General features: G+C 65.6%; 20 protein-coding genes, 1 tRNA gene and 4 pseudogenes. 14 read left to right on the top strand and 11 right to left on the bottom strand.

The window, feature by feature from the left end; genetic code table 11:
* Positions 1-63 precede the first annotated feature (63 nt).
* The 4 genes from ACFJI2_RS26650 to ACFJI2_RS26635 all read left to right on the top strand — a co-directional run bounded on the left by ACFJI2_RS26650 (position 64) and on the right by ACFJI2_RS26635 (position 2,900).
* Entirely contained in the window at positions 64-945 is an 882-nt protein-coding gene (locus ACFJI2_RS26650) for a hypothetical protein (protein WP_377702590.1), read from the top strand.
* A 1-nt stretch (position 946) separates the two neighbouring features.
* Positions 947-1,729 (top strand): DUF2491 family protein, encoded by a 783-nt coding sequence (locus ACFJI2_RS26645; RefSeq protein WP_377702589.1) that lies wholly within the window; start codon positions 947-949, stop codon positions 1,727-1,729.
* 50 nt (positions 1,730-1,779) lie between these two features.
* Entirely contained in the window at positions 1,780-2,550 is a 771-nt protein-coding gene (locus ACFJI2_RS26640) for a hypothetical protein (protein ID WP_377702588.1), read from the top strand.
* A gap of 71 nt (positions 2,551-2,621) precedes the next feature.
* A complete protein-coding gene (locus ACFJI2_RS26635; RefSeq protein ID WP_107869554.1) occupies positions 2,622-2,900 on the top strand; it encodes a DUF493 family protein in 279 nt (92 codons plus the stop codon).
* Positions 2,901-2,917: 17 nt separating this feature from the next.
* On the opposite strand, the pseudogene gcvA reads toward ACFJI2_RS26635, so the two are convergent.
* Positions 2,918-3,809: pseudogene (gene gcvA / locus ACFJI2_RS26630) on the bottom strand (transcriptional regulator GcvA).
* Between the two features lie 109 nt (positions 3,810-3,918).
* Here gcvA and ACFJI2_RS26625 point away from each other — a divergent pair.
* From ACFJI2_RS26625 to ACFJI2_RS26605, 5 genes and pseudogenes are all read left to right on the top strand, one after another.
* Positions 3,919-4,101 (top strand): annotated as a pseudogene (locus ACFJI2_RS26625) (glutathione S-transferase N-terminal domain-containing protein); the annotation flags it as partial.
* Between the two features lie 79 nt (positions 4,102-4,180).
* Positions 4,181-4,543, top strand: a complete 363-nt coding sequence (yfcF, locus tag ACFJI2_RS26620; RefSeq protein WP_377702587.1) for a glutathione transferase — start codon at positions 4,181-4,183, stop codon at positions 4,541-4,543.
* A 42-nt stretch (positions 4,544-4,585) separates the two neighbouring features.
* Positions 4,586-5,269, top strand: a complete 684-nt coding sequence (gene lipB, locus ACFJI2_RS26615) for a lipoyl(octanoyl) transferase LipB (RefSeq protein ID WP_132134285.1) — start codon at positions 4,586-4,588, stop codon at positions 5,267-5,269.
* Between the two features lie 38 nt (positions 5,270-5,307).
* Positions 5,308-6,273, top strand: a pseudogene (gene lipA, locus ACFJI2_RS26610) (lipoyl synthase); the annotation flags it as partial.
* A gap of 2 nt (positions 6,274-6,275) precedes the next feature.
* Positions 6,276-6,941 carry a uracil-DNA glycosylase gene (locus ACFJI2_RS26605; protein WP_377702586.1) on the top strand — a complete coding sequence of 222 codons (666 nt, stop codon included), beginning with the start codon at positions 6,276-6,278 and terminating at the stop codon, positions 6,939-6,941.
* A gap of 41 nt (positions 6,942-6,982) precedes the next feature.
* Here ACFJI2_RS26605 and ACFJI2_RS26600 read toward each other — a convergent pair whose 3' ends face one another.
* From ACFJI2_RS26600 to ACFJI2_RS26590, 3 genes are all read right to left on the bottom strand, one after another.
* Positions 6,983-7,378: a glutaredoxin family protein gene (locus tag ACFJI2_RS26600; protein WP_377702585.1), complete on the bottom strand. Its 396-nt coding sequence runs from the start codon at positions 7,376-7,378 to the stop codon at positions 6,983-6,985.
* A gap of 67 nt (positions 7,379-7,445) precedes the next feature.
* On the bottom strand, positions 7,446-7,622 hold the full coding sequence (locus ACFJI2_RS26595) for a hypothetical protein (RefSeq protein ID WP_377702584.1): 177 nt from the start codon (positions 7,620-7,622) through the stop codon (positions 7,446-7,448).
* A gap of 162 nt (positions 7,623-7,784) precedes the next feature.
* The gene (locus tag ACFJI2_RS26590; RefSeq protein ID WP_377702583.1) at positions 7,785-8,822 is read right to left on the bottom strand and encodes a 2-dehydropantoate 2-reductase; all 1,038 of its coding nucleotides are present in this window, start codon (positions 8,820-8,822) and stop codon (positions 7,785-7,787) included.
* A 130-nt stretch (positions 8,823-8,952) separates the two neighbouring features.
* Here ACFJI2_RS26590 and ACFJI2_RS26585 point away from each other — a divergent pair, with 130 nt between their 5' ends.
* The 3 genes and pseudogenes from ACFJI2_RS26585 to ACFJI2_RS26575 all read left to right on the top strand — a co-directional run bounded on the left by ACFJI2_RS26585 (position 8,953) and on the right by ACFJI2_RS26575 (position 10,703).
* Positions 8,953-9,375, top strand: a complete 423-nt coding sequence (locus tag ACFJI2_RS26585; protein WP_377702582.1) for a PaaI family thioesterase — start codon at positions 8,953-8,955, stop codon at positions 9,373-9,375.
* Between the two features lie 14 nt (positions 9,376-9,389).
* Positions 9,390-9,839: pseudogene (locus ACFJI2_RS26580) on the top strand (group 1 truncated hemoglobin); the annotation flags it as partial.
* On the top strand, positions 9,837-10,703 hold the full coding sequence (locus ACFJI2_RS26575) for a DUF3034 family protein (protein WP_377705915.1): 867 nt from the start codon (positions 9,837-9,839) through the stop codon (positions 10,701-10,703). The pseudogene ACFJI2_RS26580 and the gene ACFJI2_RS26575, both read left to right, overlap by 3 nt.
* A 38-nt stretch (positions 10,704-10,741) precedes the next feature.
* Here ACFJI2_RS26575 and ACFJI2_RS26570 read toward each other — a convergent pair whose 3' ends face one another.
* The 5 genes from ACFJI2_RS26570 to ACFJI2_RS26550 form a co-directional block, all read right to left on the bottom strand.
* Entirely contained in the window at positions 10,742-11,251 is a 510-nt protein-coding gene (locus tag ACFJI2_RS26570; RefSeq protein ID WP_107979672.1) for a TlpA disulfide reductase family protein, read from the bottom strand.
* Positions 11,252-11,253: 2 nt separating this feature from the next.
* Positions 11,254-11,877, bottom strand: a complete 624-nt coding sequence (locus tag ACFJI2_RS26565; RefSeq protein WP_107869542.1) for a BON domain-containing protein — start codon at positions 11,875-11,877, stop codon at positions 11,254-11,256.
* The gene (locus ACFJI2_RS26560; protein ID WP_057154186.1) at positions 11,870-12,466 is read right to left on the bottom strand and encodes a phosphoheptose isomerase; all 597 of its coding nucleotides are present in this window, start codon (positions 12,464-12,466) and stop codon (positions 11,870-11,872) included. The genes ACFJI2_RS26565 and ACFJI2_RS26560 overlap by 8 nt, the downstream gene beginning before the upstream one ends.
* Positions 12,467-12,536: 70 nt before the next feature.
* A complete protein-coding gene (locus ACFJI2_RS26555) occupies positions 12,537-12,887 on the bottom strand; it encodes a YraN family protein (protein ID WP_377702581.1) in 351 nt (116 codons plus the stop codon).
* A gap of 8 nt (positions 12,888-12,895) precedes the next feature.
* Complete coding sequence (locus tag ACFJI2_RS26550; protein ID WP_377702580.1) at positions 12,896-14,110, bottom strand: penicillin-binding protein activator; 1,215 nt, start codon at positions 14,108-14,110, stop codon at positions 12,896-12,898.
* Positions 14,111-14,221: 111 nt separating this feature from the next.
* On the opposite strand from ACFJI2_RS26550, the gene rsmI reads away from it, so the two are divergent.
* Positions 14,222-15,145, top strand: coding sequence for a 16S rRNA (cytidine(1402)-2'-O)-methyltransferase (rsmI, locus tag ACFJI2_RS26545; protein WP_377702579.1), 924 nt, complete (start codon positions 14,222-14,224; stop codon positions 15,143-15,145).
* Between the two features lie 98 nt (positions 15,146-15,243).
* Here the strand turns inward: rsmI and ACFJI2_RS26540 are convergent, their stop codons facing one another.
* Positions 15,244-15,903, bottom strand: coding sequence for a hypothetical protein (locus ACFJI2_RS26540; protein ID WP_377702578.1), 660 nt, complete (start codon positions 15,901-15,903; stop codon positions 15,244-15,246).
* Between the two features lie 120 nt (positions 15,904-16,023).
* On the opposite strand from ACFJI2_RS26540, the gene ACFJI2_RS26535 reads away from it, so the two are divergent.
* Positions 16,024-16,100: transfer RNA gene (locus ACFJI2_RS26535), tRNA-Pro, on the top strand.
* A gap of 152 nt (positions 16,101-16,252) precedes the next feature.
* Here the strand turns inward: ACFJI2_RS26535 and ACFJI2_RS26530 are convergent.
* Positions 16,253-17,164: a hydroxymethylglutaryl-CoA lyase gene (locus ACFJI2_RS26530; protein ID WP_377702577.1), complete on the bottom strand. Its 912-nt coding sequence runs from the start codon at positions 17,162-17,164 to the stop codon at positions 16,253-16,255.
* Position 17,165: the final 1 nt, after the last annotated feature.

Below are 17,165 nucleotides of genomic sequence, written 5' to 3'. Positions count from 1 at the left end.
TACCGATGCATTTGTCAGGCACGGACAGTATGCTGTTATTTATTCAACTTGAGAGGTTGGGCAATGAAGAAGTCTTTCCGCACTGCACTGGCGTTGGTGTTGTCGATGACGCTGGCCATGAACGGCGCCTATGCCGATACGCGCCCGGCCAAGAGCTCCGGCTCGTTCAAGAGCGGATTCTCGTCGCAAAAGAGCAGCACTGCAAGAAGCAGTCCCTCTAAAAGCAGCAAGACGGACAGCGTGGCCGGCCGCAGCGGCAACACGTCCTTCGGTTCCTTCGGCTCGGCGCGCAGGGCGCCGGACAGCGCCGCCGGGTCGCGCGACCAGTCCGCCATGTCGCAGGACATGACGCGCCGCCAGGCCGAGGAAAACGCGCTGCGCACCTTGGAGAGCCGGCGCGCCGCCCGCGAAGCCCAGCAGCGCACCCTGCCGCCGCTGGACCCGGTACAGCCGCGCCAGGCGCCGCAATACGGCCAGCAGGCGCCGCAGTACGACCAGCGCGGCTACGACAACCGGGGCTACGACAACCGCGGCTATGACAACCGGGGCTACGACCGCAACGGCCGCCTGGCCACGGCCGGCGCCGCAGCGGCCGGCGCGGTGCTTGGTTCCATCCTGAGCGCCCCGGCGCACGCCAACCGCGCACCGGCCCAGGCGCCGGCGCCGGGCAACGTGCCGGCCGACATCGGCGCGCTCGGCCCGGCGGATCCTGCCACCGACGCCGCCGCTACCTCGGCTGGCGCGGCGGCCCCCACCGGCAGCACCGCCACCGGCACGACCGCCGGCATGGACGCCGCGCAAGCCGAGCCGGCGCGCCAGGAGTCCGGCGGCCTGGGCTGGTTGGGCTGGGCGCTGCTCATCGGCCTGGGCTACCTCGGCTGGCGTCTGCTGCGCGGCCGCATGATGAAGCCGAAAGCCGGCCGCAACTACACTTTGGGAGACTGAGATGGGTTGGAAAGATGCAGTGGAGTACGTGCGCGGCGCCGCCACCAAGCGCGGCCTGGCCGAAGCGCCGGCCGACCAGCAATTGCCGCTCGGTGCGCGCATCGGCAGCGTGGTGAGCCTGCAGCAGTCGCCGCTGCTGCGCGCCAGCGCCGCCGGTTCGCTGATCCGCATGCCGAACGGCAGCGACACGCGCATCCTGGCCATCTCGCGCATCAAGCTCAACCTGTCCGGCAAGCTGTACCGCTACTACCTGGACACGGGCGACGACGCCGACGACGAAAAGTTCCTGCAGGTGTACGTGAACGAGCAGGGCGCGGTGGCCGAGATCCTGTACTGCACCCAGCTGGCGCGGGTGATCCCGGAAACCGCCGAGGACCAGGAAGCCTACACCGGCGAGGCCGGCTACGGCTTGGGCGACGCCAGCTACACGCTGTGGCGCGCCCAGCTCGGCAACCACGGCCTGGACGAGCGCGACCTGGACCTGGCCTTCGGCAGCGAGGACGGCCTGGAATACCTGCGCGACGCGGGCGACCCGGACGCGGAATTCGTGGCGCCGTTTACCGGCACCGAGACCCGCATCGACGACGCCGGCGGCAGTGGCGGCTTGCTGCAGGAAATGTATTTGATGCCTTACGTGCGCGAACTCGACGGCGTGGGCAAGGAGTTGTTGCTGATCACCACGGAAATCCTCCGCAGCGTGAACGGCGATGCAGGGAAACGCGGTATCCATGTCGATTTTGTCATCGGGATACCGGTTGAGCAGGAACGTGTCGCCATCCAGTGAGGACGGCGGCACGCACAGGGCAGTTCCATCTTACTGAAAGGAAGAACAACATGAGCAACTCGAATGGCTGGGCATTGACCGCGCGTCTGATCACCAAACACTTCGGCGCCCTGGGCGACCGCGTCTCCGAAGCGATCGCCAATTTCGATCCCGAGACGGCGACCGAGGCCGACCGCGACCGCCTGGCCGACACCTTGCGCGCCACGGCCCAGAAACTGGCCGCCGCCCGTTCCTCCTTCGAAAAGGAGCACGCGGACGTGGTCAAGCTGCAAGAGCTGATCGCCAACGACGAGAAAGCCGCCGAAACGCTGGGCGAGCGCCTGGCCAGCGGCCGCATCTCGGAAGCGACCATCAACCTGTTCTGCGACGAGCTGGAATCGAACAAGGCGCGCCTGCCGCTGGAAATCCAGGAGCAGGCCGACGCCGAGGAATACATGAACGAGCTGCAGAAGATCGTCGACGCGCTGTCGCAGCAGCTGGCCGACTTCGACGCCGCCGCCAAGAAGGCGCTGCAAGCGCTGGCCCAGGCCAACGCCCAGCGTGACCTGCAGCAGGTGCGCGCCGAGCGCCAGGAGCAGCTCAACGGCCTGAAAGGCCTGCAAGGCAACTCCAGCGCGCTCAATGCGCTCACCCGCCGCGCCCAGGCCGTGAGCAATGAAGCGGCCGGCATGAAGATCGTGGCCGACATCGGCCAGCGCCCGCTGGACCAGGCCGCCGAGCTGGACGCGATCCGCAAGTCCGTCAACAACCCGGGCGCGGCCGGCGGCGAGTCCGCGCTGGACCGCCTGAAACGCCTGTCCGGCAAAACCGCCGCAGCCTGATCCGGCCATGAATGCCGCCGATAGGGAGGCCGCGTTACAATATCGGCTGGCATTCATTTTCTGGAATTATCATGGCATCAGCGATCCCACCGGGCGAGTCCCTCATCGAATACCCGAGCGATTTCCCCATCAAGGTGATGGGGCCGACGCATGTCGACTTCGCGCCCACCATTCTGGAAGTCGTCATCAAGCACGATCCGACCTTCCACAAGGGCAAGATGGAAGAGCGTCCATCGGCCAAGGGCAACTACACCGGGCTGACGGTGATCGTGCGCGCCACCAGCCGTCCGCAGCTGGACGCGCTGTACACCGAACTGTCGGCGCACCCGATGGTGAAAATCGTCATGTAAGCACCTCAGCTGCCACGTCAGCTGCGGAGCTGCGCGGTGAAGGCCGCCATCTCCGCCAGCATCCACGCGCGGAAGGCCCGCACCTGCGGCTTTTCCGCCGCGCCTGGCGGGCACACAAAGTAATAGTCGTGCGGGCTGGGCGCCGCGATATCGAACAAGCGCACCAGCTGGCCCGACGCAATTTCCTGCATCGCCACCACGTGCCGCACCAAGGCGACGCCGTCGCCATCCACGGCCGAGCGTATCAGCATCGACAAATCCTCGAACATCACGCCGCCGGCCGGCTCGGCCAGCGCCAGTCCGGCCGCACGGAACCACGGCAGCCACGGCTCGTTGGAGCGCAGCAAGGTGGCCTGCGCCAGCTCGGCCGGCGTTTGGGGCAGCGCGCCGCCACGGTAGTGAGGACTCACTGCCGGGTAGTAGATGTCGCCCATCAGCCGGTCCACCACCATGCCCGGATACTGGCCGCGCCCGAACCGGATGCCCACGTCGATCCCTTCCCGCTCCAGGTCTTGCAGATGGCCGCTGGCCTGCAGCAGTACTTCGACGTCCGGGTGGCGTTCGATGAACTGGGCCAGCCGGGGCGCCAGCCAGCGCGCCGCGAAGGAGGGAATGGCCGACACCGTCAGCCGCTGCGTGCCCCGGCCCGGGCGCAGCGCGTCCGCCCCGGCGGCAATATCGCCGAAAGCCTTGGCCAGCACCTGCGCGAACTTCAGCCCGTCCGGCGTCACTTTCACGTGGCGGCCGTTGCGCACGAACAGCGGCGTGCCCAGTTCCTGCTCCAGCGCCCGCACCTGGTGGCTGATGGCGCCGTGGGTCAGGTGCAGCTCGTCCGCCGCGCGCGGAAAAATTCTCGTGCCGCGCCGCCGCCTCGAAGGCGCGCAGTTGCTGGAAGGTGGGCAGGCGCATGGGAGTTTTATGTGAATGGGATTAGCAAGAACAGTCAAAATATATCGTTATGTAGCCGCATGGGCAAGCTTTACCATGTGTGGATAACTTCACAACGCCGGAGCGCATCATGAGCCTTACCCTGTACGTCGACAGCCAGTTCACCAGTCCCTACGCCCTGTCCGTGTTCGTTACCCTGAAGGAGAAGGGCCTGCCGTTCGAGCTGAAGACGGTGGACCTGGACTGCGGCGCCAACCTGCAGCCGCCCTTCCGCGACATGGCGCTCACGGCCCGCGTGCCGGTGCTGGTGCACGACGGCTTCGTGCTGGCCGAATCGAGCGCCATCAGCGAGTACCTGGACGAAGTGTTCCCCCGCGCCCGAATACCACGCCGTGCTGCCGCGCAATTCGCAGCGCCGCGCCCAGGCGCGCCAGATCCAGGCCTGGCTGCGCAGCGACCTGATGCCGATCCGGCAGGAGCGCAGCACCATCACCGTGTTCTACGAACCGGCCACGCAGCCGCTGTCGCCCGAGGCGCGCGCTGCGGCCGACAAGCTGATCCGCGCTGCCGGCAAGCTGGTGGACGGCCCCAACCTGTTCACGCGCTGGTGCGTGGCCGACACCGACCTTGCCATCATGCTGCTGCGCCTGGTCCGCAGCGGCGACGAGGTGCCGCAAAAGCTCAGGGACTACGCCGAGGCCCAGTGGCAGCGCGCGCCGGTGCAGGAATGGCTGAAGCTTTTGCCCAAAAAATAAGCGCCGCAAGAAAGTATTTCATCACTGACTTATAATGGCGGCATGTCTATCGCCCCGGCAATCATCCGCCAGCTCGGCCAGGCCGAGTACGAACCCACCTTCGCCGCGATGCGCGCCTTCACGGACGCGCGCACGCCCGATACGCCCGACGAACTGTGGATCGTCGAGCATCCGCCCGTCTTCACGCTGGGCCTGGGTGCCGACCGCGGCCACCTGCTGGCCGGCGCCGCCGCCATTCCCGTGGTACAGACCGACCGCGGCGGCGAAGTCACTTACCACGGCCCCGGCCAGGTGGTGATCTACCTGATGATGGACCTGCGCCGCAACAAGCCGGGCGGCAAGCTGTATGCCCGCCAGTTCGTCCATAAAATCGAGCAAGCCATCATCAATGTGCTGCAGGCGTATAATCTCGGCGGTGAGCGCATCGAGGGCGCGCCCGGCATCTACATCGCCGCCGGCCCGAAAAAAGGCGCCAAGATCGCCGCGCTCGGCCTCAAAGTGCGCGGCAACGGCTGCACCTACCATGGGGTGTCGCTGAATGTTGGCATGGACCTTGCTCCGTTCACCTGGATTAACCCATGCGGCTATTCCGGACTGGAAACCATCGATATGCGATCCATGGGAGTGGAAGCGCCGCTCGCCGACGTGCAGCTGGCGCTGGCCAACGAACTGGTGCGGCTGCTTGAGGCAGCTGTTCCCGCCGATGAAACTACTGTATCAATTTAAGCCTATGACCACCGAGACCCCGTCCAGCACCGCCCCCCGCCGCCGCCCCAGCCTACAACGCCAGCGAAAAGCAAAAAGGCGCCAGCAAGACCTCGCGCATTCCGATCAAGATCACGCCCGTCGAGCAGATCGAGCGCCTGAAGAAGCCGGACTGGATACGCGTCAAGGCAGCCTCCGCGAACACCCGTTTCTACGAGATCAAGGACATCCTGCGCGAGAACAAGCTGGTCACCGTGTGCGAAGAGGCGAGCTGCCCCAACATCGGCGAATGCTTCGGCAAGGGCACGGCCACCTTCATGATCATGGGCGACAAGTGCACCCGCCGCTGCCCGTTCTGCGACGTCGGCCACGGCCGTCCGGACCCGCTGGACGTGGATGAGCCGCAAAACCTGGCCAACACCATCGCCAAGCTGCGCCTGAGCTACGTGGTCATCACCTCGGTGGACCGCGACGACCTGCGCGACGGCGGCGCCCAGCACTTTGTCGAGTGCATCACCAAGACCAAGGAACTGTCGCCCAAGACCCAGATCGAAGTGCTGGTGCCGGACTTCCGCGGCCGCCTGCAAAAGGCGCTGGACATCTTCGCCAACGGCCTGCCGGACGTGATGAACCACAACCTGGAAACCGTGCCGCGCCTGTACAAGGAAGCGCGTCCGGGCTCGGACTATATGCATTCGCTGAAGCTGCTGAAGGACTTCAAGGCCATGTATCCGGCCGTGAAGACCAAGTCCGGCATCATGGTGGGCCTGGGCGAGACCGACGAGGAAATCCTGCAGGTGATGCGCGACATGCGCGAGCACGACATTGACATGCTGACCATTGGCCAGTACCTGGCGCCGTCCAACAGCCACCTGCCGGTGCGCCGCTACGTGCACCCGGACGTGTTCAAGATGTTCGAAGAAGAAGCCTACAAGATGGGCTTCAAGCACGCCGCCGTCGGCGCCATGGTGCGTTCCTCGTACCACGCCGACGAACAGGCGCACAACGTGCTGGAAGCCGTGTAAGGATGGCGGAAGTCCGCATCGAGCCATCCTGGAAGCTGCAGCTGCAGGACCAGTTCGAGCAGCCGTACTGGTCTTCGCTGACCGCTTTCGTGAAGGACGAGTACGCTGCGGGCCACTGCTGCCCGGACGGCCGCAACATCTTCCGCGCCTTCGACCTGACCCCCTTCGACGACGTCAAGGTCGTCATCCTGGGCCAGGATCCCTACCACACGCCCGGCGCCGCGCAAGGCTTCTGCTTCTCCGTGCCGGACGGCAACCGTCCGCAGCCCAGCTTGCAGAACATCTTCAAGGAACTGGGCGAGGACGTGGGTGTCGCGCGCAGCCGGACCGACCTGTCCGACTGGGCGGAGCAGGGCGTGTTCCTGCTCAACAGCGTACTGACGGTGCGCGCCCACGCGGCCGGATCGCATGCGGGCAAGGGCTGGGAGCAATTCACCGACAGCGCCATCCGGCGCCTGTCGCAGCAGCGCGAAAACCTGGTCTTCATCTTGTGGGGCAGCTACGCGATCGCCAAGAAGGCCCTGATCGACAGCAGCAAGCACCACATCATCACTTCGCCGCACCCCTCACCGCTATCTGCCTACCGAGGCTTCTTCGGCAGCAAGCCCTTCTCGCGCGCCAACGGCTACCTGGCCTCCAAGGGCAAAACACCGGTCAGCTGGGTCTGAGCCGCCAGCCGCTGCCTCAAGGATAAGCCAGTGCATTGGCCTCAATCGAGGCGGGCGGTCGGGACTTGTTTTAACGCGGCGTCGAATTCGGCGGGCACGTGGCCGCGGATTTTTCTGCCGCCAATCAATACCACGGGCACCCCGCCGCCGCCCAGTTCGGCGAATTGCCTGGCGGCCGCCGGCGATTTTTCGATGTCCCGCTCGTCGTACCGGATATTATGGGCCGCCAAATAAGCGCGCGTTTTCGCGCAGTATCCGCACCAGCTGGTGCTATATAAGATCACCCTGGTTTTTTCATCTGGATAATATGCACTGTAATTTCCGGCCACGTGTCCGGGTTTCAGCCAACCGGGTATGCGCGGCAGTGCATAGCCTATGCCGATACCCGAAATGATAATAGCAGCGTAAAGGAAAGTGGAACCGAAGATACGCTTCATCGTCTATGCGGTGTGAATGGTTGCGACGTGCGCGGCGGGGAATGCGGCAGCCCCGCCGCGCCAGCAATTACAGCGGGATGTTATAGATGCGGCACACGCGGCTGAACGTGGTGCAGGCGTTGCTGTCGCCATCCAGGCACGCATCGCGCATCTCTACGCAGGTATCGTAGTCAGGGATGGCGAAGGCCGAGAATGAAGCGCCCAGCCCGAGGCTCAGGCAGGCGGCGAATATTATCTTTTTCAAGCCAGTCATCTTAAAATCACTTTCAATATTGTAGTTAAAGTGAAAAAGCCGGATATCAAGCTATTCAAAGGTTGTGCCGATGAATAGCCGAGGCAATAATATCACCAAAATTAATATTAAAAGAAAAATTAATAACTATTAAAAAGCTATTTAATAAAACGCCTATCCGCGCGCAGCCGCCAGCATGCGGTACATGGCGTCCGCGCCCAGCGCACTTTGCCGGCCCTGCTCTGCGGCAGTGACCAGCTCAGTCATGCGGCTGTTGACGGGCGCGTCCATGCCCATTTGCGCGGCCAGCGCCGTGATGGCGCCGTTCAGGTAATGGACCTCGGTCTTGTGGCCCGCCTGCAAGTCTTCCCACATCGATGAGCGCGCTTCCGGGTCTATTTTCAGCATCGACGCCGCCACCCGCGTGAACAGCGCGTCCGGCAGCCGCAGGATCAGCGAGAACGCGCGCGGGCCGACGCTGACCACCTTGGCCGGCCGGATGCCCGCCCTGGCCAGCACCGCGCGGCCTTCGTCCACCATCAGCGCCAGCGAGCGCCGGTAGCCGCGCTGGCGCAGCTGCTGCACCAGCGGCACGCCGGACAGCGCGTTCACGGAATTGTTCAGGTTGATCAGCAGCTTGCCCCACTGGACGGAGGGGAAATCCGCGCATTCGGTAACCGGCAGCTGCGCCGCCGCGAATGCGCCCAGCCAGGGCTGCAGCGCCGGCGACGCTTCCGCCATCAGCTCGCCCGCCGTGCCCCGGTGCAGGCGGCCGTCCGGCATCTGCACCACGTTGAACGGCACCATGCCGGCCAGCACGGTCCAGCCGGGCAGGATGCGGCGCAGCGTGTCCGCGTTGCCCACGCCGTTTTGCAAACTGAGCACCAGCGCGGAAGGCTGCGCGTGCGCGCGGATGGCTTCGGCGGCCGCCGCCGTGTCGGCGCTCTTCACCGTCACCAGGATCAGCGCGGCCGAGGCCAGCACGGCCGGGTCGTCCGTATAGGGCACGCGCGCGCCCTCCAGCAGCGTTGCGCGGCCGTGCAGGTCGGTCAGGTGCAAGCCGTGCGCGGCGATGCGCTGGCGCATGCGCGCCCGCCCCAGCAGGGTCAAGTCGGCGCCCGCGCCCAGCAGCGCGCCGCCCACATAGGCGCCGATCGAGCCGGCGCCGAACACGGCGACCTTGCCGGAAGAGGTAGCAAGCGGAATATCCATGATGGCAATAAAATACGGTTGTGGGCCAGGCTCCAATATGCACGCAAACGCCGCCGGCAACCGTAAAAATAGCGACAATCGGCCAGCGGTTCTCTATGATTCGTCTAAGACAAAGTGAATGGAAGAACGCATGAACGCACCGAAATTCAGCATCGAACAATTCAACGAACGCAGCGAAGGCAAGCTGCCCGGGCACATGGGCATCCACTTCACGGCCATAGGCGAAGGCCAGGCCAGCGCCGAACTGACGGTGGCGCCGCACCACCTGGCGCCGAACGGCTACCTGCACGCCGGCACCGTGGTTACCCTGGCCGATACCGCCTGCGGCTATGGCTGTATCGCCAGCCTGCCGGAAGGCGCGGTCAATTTCACCACGCTGGAACTGAAATCCAACCACCTCGGCACCGCGCGCGAAGGCACCATCGCCGTCACCGCCAAGGTAGCGCACATGGGCCGCACGACCCAGGTCTGGGACGCCACGGTGATCCACAAGGACACCGGCAAGACCATCGCCCTGTTCCGCTGCACGCAGATGATCCTGTATCCGAAATAAGCGCACCACTGCCTATGCTCAACGCCGCCCGCACCACCGCGCTTGGCCTGCTGTTCGCTTCCTCGCTGGCCTGCGCGCAAACGCCCTACACCGACGATTCCACCTACCAGGGACTGGGCGGCAAGGAAGGCATCAGGAAGATCACCGATACCTTCGTCGCGCTGATCACCAGCGATCCGCGCATCAAGGGAACCTTCGCCGACTTCGACATGCCGCAGCTAAACGTGCGCCTGCAGGAGCAGTTCTGCGAATACGCGGGCGGCCCGTGCAAGTACACCGGCAAATACCGCGACAAGACCATGGACGGTGTGGGCACCGTGCGCGACATGAAGTCGGTCCACATCGACCTGAACATCAGCAACGCCCAGTTCAACGCGCTGGCCGAGGACTTGCAGATCGCCATGGAGCAGCACGGCGTGCCCGCCAGCGTGTCGAACAAGTTGATTGCCAAGCTGGCGCCCATGCAGCGCGACATCGTCACCGCCTCGCCGGGCGTGCAGCTGGGGGCGCGGCCCGACCTTGGCAAATTCCTGGCCACCGGCGGCGCGAGCCAGCTGGAAGGCGCGGGCGGCGGCGGGCTCACGCCGTGGGCGCTGATCACCGGCTACGGCTCGCGCGACAGCTGGGGCGCCAACGCCCACTACACCCAGGTGCGGACGCAGGACTACTCGCTGGGTACCTACGGCGTCGCGGTCGGCATCGGCGACCGGCTGGAGCTGTCGCTGGCGCGCCAGGACTTCAAGGGCGACCTGGCCCCGCTGAACGATCTGCGCATCAAGCAGGACATCGTCGGCCTGAAGCTGCGCCTGATGGGCGACGCCGTCTACGAGCAGGACGCGTGGCTGCCGCAGGTGGCGGTGGGCATCATGTACAAGAAGAACAAGGGTATCGGTGGCCTGGGCGCGCTGGGCGTGACCAACGTCACCCAGCTGGGCGCCAAGGACGACAGCGGCTACGACTACTACCTCGCCGCCACCAAGGTGCTGTTCGAGCAGAGCTTGCTGGTGAACGGCACGCTGCGCGCCACCAAGGCCAACCAGATGGGCATCCTCGGCTTCGGCGGCGACCGGGGCGACCACCTGAAGCTGATGCCGGAAGCGTCGGTGGCTTATCTGGTCAGCCGCAAGCTGGCGCTGGGCGCCGAATACCGCCGCAAGCCGCACAACCTCGGCGTGGACCCGGAACAGGCTTACTGGGATGCTTTCGTGGCCTGGTTCCCGACTCGCAACGTGTCGCTCACGGCGGCCTACGCCCACCTGGGCGAGATCACCGTGTTCAACAAGAAGAAGCAGAAGGGCTGGTATTTGTCGGTGCAGACGGGGTTCTGAGCCTGGCGGGTTACGCGGTTCCCGCTAACCCGCCGGCATTACCCCTGCAGCGCTTTCTCAAGCAGCTTGTGCAGCGCCGGGAACTCCGGCTCGCCCACGTAGCGCTTGATGATGCGGCCATCCTTGTCGATGACGAAGGTGGTCGGCGTCATGGCCACGTTGCCGTAGGCCTTGGCCGCGTCGCCCTTCACGTCCAGCGCCACCTTGAACGGCAGCTGGCGCGTTTCCGCGAAGTTCAGCACGTAATTGGGCGGATCTTCCTTCATCGCCACAGCCACGAACTCCAGGCCCTTATCCTTGTACTTGTTGTACGTGTCCACCATCTGCGGCATTTCCTTCACGCAGGTGGAGCAGGACGTGGCCCAGAAATTCACCATCACCACCTTGCCGCGCAGGCTGGCCGGCGTGATCTGCTCGCCCTTGATGCCGAGGAACGTCACCTCGGGCGCGCTGCTGTGCTGGTTCAGCGAGAAGTAAGCGGTCACCCCCAGGCCGGCAATGACGGCGGCGGCAAGGGCGGGTTTGATCCAGGCGGTGGAGGAGGACATGATCAGTTCGCTGCAGGTTTAGGCTGGTACTGTTTCCATTCTTCTTCACTAATATACTCGAAAACCTTGACCACCTTGTAAACGCCGCTCACGCCGCGCGCCACGTCGGCTGCGATATTGCCTTCGCGCTGGGTCACACGGCCCATCAGGTACACATTGCCGCGCTCCGTGACCACTTTGAAGGAGTTGGCCGAGATGTCTTTCATGTCCACCAGGCTGGCTTTCACCTTGGTAGTGATGAGGGCATCGTTCGAGCGCGAGGTGTAGCTGGACGGGCCGGCGATTTCCAGTTCATTGGTCACCGACAGCACGCCCTCGATGCCGCGCACTTCGCGTTCCACGTTGTCCTTCATGGCCTGGTCGCGCACCTCGCCGGTCAGCAGCACGCGGCGGTTGAAGCTGGCCACGTTCACATGGCCGGCGTCGCCCACCAGGTTCGGCAGCTTGACTTCGGTCTTGACGGCGATCGCCTTGTCTTCGGTTTGCGCGCCGAAGGTGCGGCGGTCGGACGCGGCCAGCGTGCCGCCCACGGCGCCGCCCACCACCAGCGGAACGCAGGCGGACAGCGAGGACAGCAGAACAGCGCCAAATACTACGCGGCGTACCACGGTGCCGGCTTTACTCATTCACGTCTCCTCCGAATAGCGCGACGTCGATGCCGTCGCACAAAGCATGTATGGTCACCAGGTGCACTTCCTGGATGCGGGCGGTACGGTCGGCCGGCACGCAGATGTGCACGTCGGCGTCGGTCAGCATCTTGCCGATGGCGCCGCCGCCCTTGCCGGTCATCGCGATCACGCGCATTTCGCGCTCCAGCGCCGCCTCGATGGCCGCCATCACGTTGGCCGAATTGCCGGACGTGGAAATGGCCAGCAGGATGTCGCCCGCCTGGCCGAAGGCCTGCACCTGCTTCGAGAAGATTTCGCGGTAGCTGTAATCGTTGGCCACGGCGGTCAGGATGGAGGTGTCGGTGGCCAGCGAAATGGCCGGCAGCGGGAAGCGCTCGCGTTCGAAGCGTCCCACCAGCTCGGCGGCGAAGTGCTGCGCGTCGGCAGCCGAGCCGCCGTTGCCGCAGGCCAAGATCTTGTTACCGTTGGACAAAGCCGAAAACATCAGTTCGATCGCCTGTCCGATCGGCTGCGCCAGCACGGTCGCGGACTGGATCTTGATTTCGGCACTTTCGTGGAAGTGGGAGAGGATGCGTTGAGTATTCATGGTGTGGGATTATAGTGCAGTCGCCTGCCGGACCGGACAAGCGCTGTTAAATATGCTTACACTTATATGCTTACACTTCCAGCACGTTTTTAAGCCAGCTTAACTTTCCGCCGTCAATTGCCACCAGGTCGAAGCGGCACGGCGGCAGCGGTTTGATGTGCAGCAGGTAGAACTGCGCCGCATGGATCAGGCGGCGCTGCTTGGCCGGCGTGACGCTGGCCACCGCGCCGCCGAAGCTGGCGCCGGCCCGCTGGCGCACCTCGACGAACACCAGGCCCGCGCCGTCGCGCATGATCAGGTCGATTTCGCCGCCCTTGCAGCGGAAATTGCGCTCCACCAGCACCAGGCCCTGCCCCTGCAAATGCGCCAGCGCCTCGTCCTCGCCCGCGTTGCCCTGCATCTGGCGCGTGGTGAGGGGCATGGCGCGTCCTAGGGCTGCACCGGCACCGGCACGCCGTTCTTGTACACCGCCGGCAGCGCGCGCCGCTCGAACAGCGCCGGGCCGTCGCCGAAATGCACTTTCAGCTGGCCGGTCACGCCGTCCAGCTTGAAATCGGCGCCCTGCTTGCGCTGCGCGTTGCGGGCGATTTCATGCGCGATGCGGAAGGCATCTATGCCCAGCGCGTACAGGCGCTCCATGTCCGCGTCCTTGCCCAGCGCTTGCGGGTAGATCATCACGGCCGGGTGATCGCGCTGGATCTGCCACGGCAGGTCCAACAGGCGCACGCCGTCCAGTTCCGGGCCGGGCAGCTGCTTGGCCTTGCCCGGGTTGAGCGAGGACGTGCCATAGACGGGAATCTCGCCCAGCGGCGGCGCCTGCAGCGCCACGCGCAGCTGGCGTGCCTGGTCCGCGTCCAGCGCGGCGAACACCAGGGCCGATGGCTCGCCCTGCAGGCGCGCGCGCAGCTGCACCAGCTCGCCGTCGCTCAGGTAGCCGTTCAGCACGTTCAGCTCGGCCGTCTTGGCCGAGCGGCCCAGGCGCTGCCACTGCGCGGCAAAAGCGCTGGCGCTGCGGCGCTGGTACTGGGCCTGGTTGGACAGGATGTAGGCAATCGCGCCCGGCTGCTCGCGCGCGGCCCAGTTGGCGGCCTGGCGCGCCTCGTCCTCGATCGACAGGCCGATCACCATCATCTGCGGCGGCAGCGTGGTTTCGCCGCGCCCGTCCGGGTGGTTCAGGGCGATGGTGGGCTTGAGCACCAGCGGGCTGGCCGCCACCGCGGTGACGGCGGAGCGGGCCAGCGGGCCGACGATCATGTCCTGCTGCTCCAGCGCGCCGGCATAGACGGCCAGCACGTCCTGCGCCACGTCGCCGGTTTCAATGACGGTGACGGCGATGCCGTCGCGGTCGCGCTCCCAGGCGGCCATGAAACCGTCGCGCACCGATTCGGCGGCCACGCGCAGCGGCTCGGAGCGCAGCGGCAGCATCAGGCCGATGCGGTAGCCGCCCTCGGCGCTGGCGGCGGGCTGGGCGCCGTCGCGCTGCGGCGCGGCGGACGTCGGGGGCGTAGCGGGCGTTTCCGCCTGCGTGCCCGGCGTGGCGATGGCAAACGTCTCCACCACCGGCTGCGGCTCGGGCGGGCGTGCCGGCGCGGGCCGGGCCGGCGGCTGCGCCGGCTGCGGTATTGGGCTTGTAATTGAAGTCACGGGCGCGCACAATTTGCCCGGCGTGTCGCAAGGCGTACTGCAAGCGCTGACCAGACCGGCTGCCATGCACAACAGCAGCAATTTCACTCTTATAGGCAGCATCCAACCTCCATGACAGTACAAGCAACCAGCCCAGCGACCAGCATCGCCACCCTGCCCGTCCTGGGCGAGACAGCCAACCAGACCTATCCTATCGCAACATTGTACGTAGTGGCGACCCCCATCGGTAATGTCACTGATATAAGTCTGCGCGCATTGCACGTTTTGAGCCTGGTGGACGCCGTGGCCTGCGAGGACACCCGCAACACCGCCCAGCTGATGACCCGTTTCGGCCTGCACAAGCCGCTCATCGCCGCCCACCAGCACAACGAGCGCGAAGCGGCCGAAACGCTGATCGCGCGGCTGCAGGCAGGCGAGCGCATCGCGCTGGTGTCGGACGCCGGCACGCCCGCCGTGTCCGATCCGGGCGCGCGCATCGTGGACGCGGTGCGCGCCGCCGGCTTGCGCGTGGTGCCGCTGCCGGGCGCCTCGGCGGCCGTCACCGCCATCTCCGCCAGCGGCCTGCTGAACGACCAGTTCCACTTCATCGGCTTCCTGCCGTCCAAGGCCAAGCAGCGCGAGACCATGCTGCAGCAGCTGCGCAACGTCACCGCCACCATGGTGTTCTACGAAGCGCCGCACCGCATCGTCGAATGCGCCGCCGCGCTGGCGGCCGCCTTCGAGTCCACGCGCCAGGTGGTGTTCGCGCGCGAGCTGACCAAGCTGTTCGAAGAAATCCACCGCTGTCCCCTGTCCGAAGCCGTGGCCTGGCTGAACGCCGACGCGCACCGCGAAAAGGGTGAATACGTGGTGCTGCTGGAAGGCGTGGCCGAAGCGGAAGACGCGCAGGACGCCGAAGCCGAGCGCATCCTCGCCCTGCTGGTGGCCGAGCTGCCCGTCAAGCAAGCCGCCGCGCTCACCGCGCAAATCACCGGCCGTAAGAAAAACGCCTTGTACGAGCGCGCCCTGCAAATGAAATCCGGCGCTAGCGAATAACCGTAGGGCCGCGTACGGCGGCGTGGGGTTGCGTCGGGTGGCGTGGGGTAGCGTAGGGCGGGTTAGCGGCGCCGCGCGCCGCGTAACCCGCCACAGCGCTACCACTTGCAGCCGCTATCCTTCTTATCCATCGCCAGCAACAGCGGCGCCAGCAGGCCGCCCGGGATGCCGTCCTTGCAGTCGGCGCGCGCCGCTTGTGACATCTTGCGCGCCAGCGGCGTCTCGCTGGCTAGCGGCTTCTCCGGGAACTGCCCTACCGCCGTTCCCGCCTTGGCTGGATCACGCTCATGCGCCACCTTGCGTGCCGCGCGCCGCGCCGCCTCCATATCGAACCCGGGCGCCGTCCGCGCCGGCTCCGCAAAGGGATCGGCGGCCGGTGCGGCTGGCGCCGGCGCCACCCACGTCATGCCCCCCGGTTCCGCCCGCGCCGTCACGGGCGCGGCGGACGGTGCTGGCGCTGGCTTGCGCTGCGGCCGCTCCTTGCGGACCTCCTTCTTTGGCGGCGGGAGCATTTCGGTCTGCACCGACAGGGGTGCCGGCGGCGGCGGCAGCGGCCGCGCCGCCGGCGCCGGGCGCAGCCAGACCGTAATCGTCTCCGGCGGCCGCAACGCAGGCGTGGGCGGCATCCAGCCGAAGCGGGACTGGTACAGCAGCATCACATGCAGCACGATGGAGACGGCCACGCCGATGGCAATGCCGCCCGGCCGCGTAGCCGGCGTACCGTAACCCCTCGCTGCGTAAAAAGCGTGCAGTCGCATAGTGGTTTGCCCAATTAATATGCAGCCAGTGTCCCACAACGAGAAAAAAACTGCATTTCTGAAGTTTTTTCGGTTCTACCCTTGACCGAAGAAAACCCAGCTTGTATTATCTTGCTTCTTCGGAGTGTAGCGCAGCCCGGTAGCGCACCTGGTTTGGGACCAGGGGGTCCAAGGTTCGAATCCTTGTACTCCGACCAAAATTTAAAAACCCGCTTGATGGCAACATCAAGCGGGTTTTTCTATTCCGCCAGCCCAAAGCACAGAAGACACAGGAAGCACCAAGCGAGCTGAGCCGCATTCGGGGTCAGACCCCGAATGCGGCTCAGGCTGCCTTGCTTAGCTGCTTTGCTTAACCGGCGCGCTTGGCGGCGATGGCGTTGCCGGCGCGGCTGGCGCCTTTGCGGCCCAGTACTTGCGAGATGTACTGGCCGGCATCGACCACGATGTCGAGGTCGATGCCGGTGTGGATGCCGAGCCCGTTCATCATGTACAGCACGTCTTCCGTGGCCACGTTGCCGGTGGCGCCCTTGGCGTACGGGCAGCCGCCCAGGCCCGATACCGACGAGTGGAAGATGGCAATGCCCAGCTCCAGGCTGGCGTAGATGTTGGCCAGCGCCTGGCCGTAGGTGTCGTGGAAGTGGCCGGACAGGCCGTCCAGGCGGAATGCGCCGATGGCCGTCTGCATCACGGCCTGCGTCTTGCGCGGGGTGGCCACGCCGATGGTGTCGGCAATGTCGATCTCGTCGCAGCCCAGGTCGCGCATGCGGCCCACCACGTCGGCCACCGCCTCCAGCGGCACTTCGCCTTGGTACGGGCAGCCGAACGAGCAGCTGATGGAGCCGCGCAGGCGCAGCCCGTTGTCCTTGGCCGCCTTGGCCACGTCCACGAAGCGCGCGATCGATTCGGCAATCGAGCAGTTGATGTTCTTTTGCGAGAACGCTTCCGAGGCCGAGCCGAAGATCACCACCTCGTCGGCCTTGGCGGCCAGCGCCGCTTCGAAGCCCTGCATGTTCGGCGTCAGCGCGGAGTAGATGGTGCCCGGCTTGCGCACGATGGCAGCCATCACTTCCTTGCTGGTCGCCATCTGCGGCACCCACTTGGGCGACACGAAGGACGCCGCTTCGATATTGGCGAAGCCGGCGCTCGTGAGGCGGTTCACCAGCTCGGTCTTCACCTCGGCGGAGATGGTCTCTTTCTCGTTCTGCAGGCCGTCGCGCGGGCCGACTTCAACGATTTTCACCTGTTTGGGCAGTGCGTTCATT

The organism is Pseudoduganella sp. UC29_71 (genome assembly GCF_042693265.1).
GTDB lineage: Bacteria > Pseudomonadota > Gammaproteobacteria > Burkholderiales > Burkholderiaceae_D > Rugamonas.
This window is presented reverse-complemented; position numbering and strand designations above follow the sequence as displayed.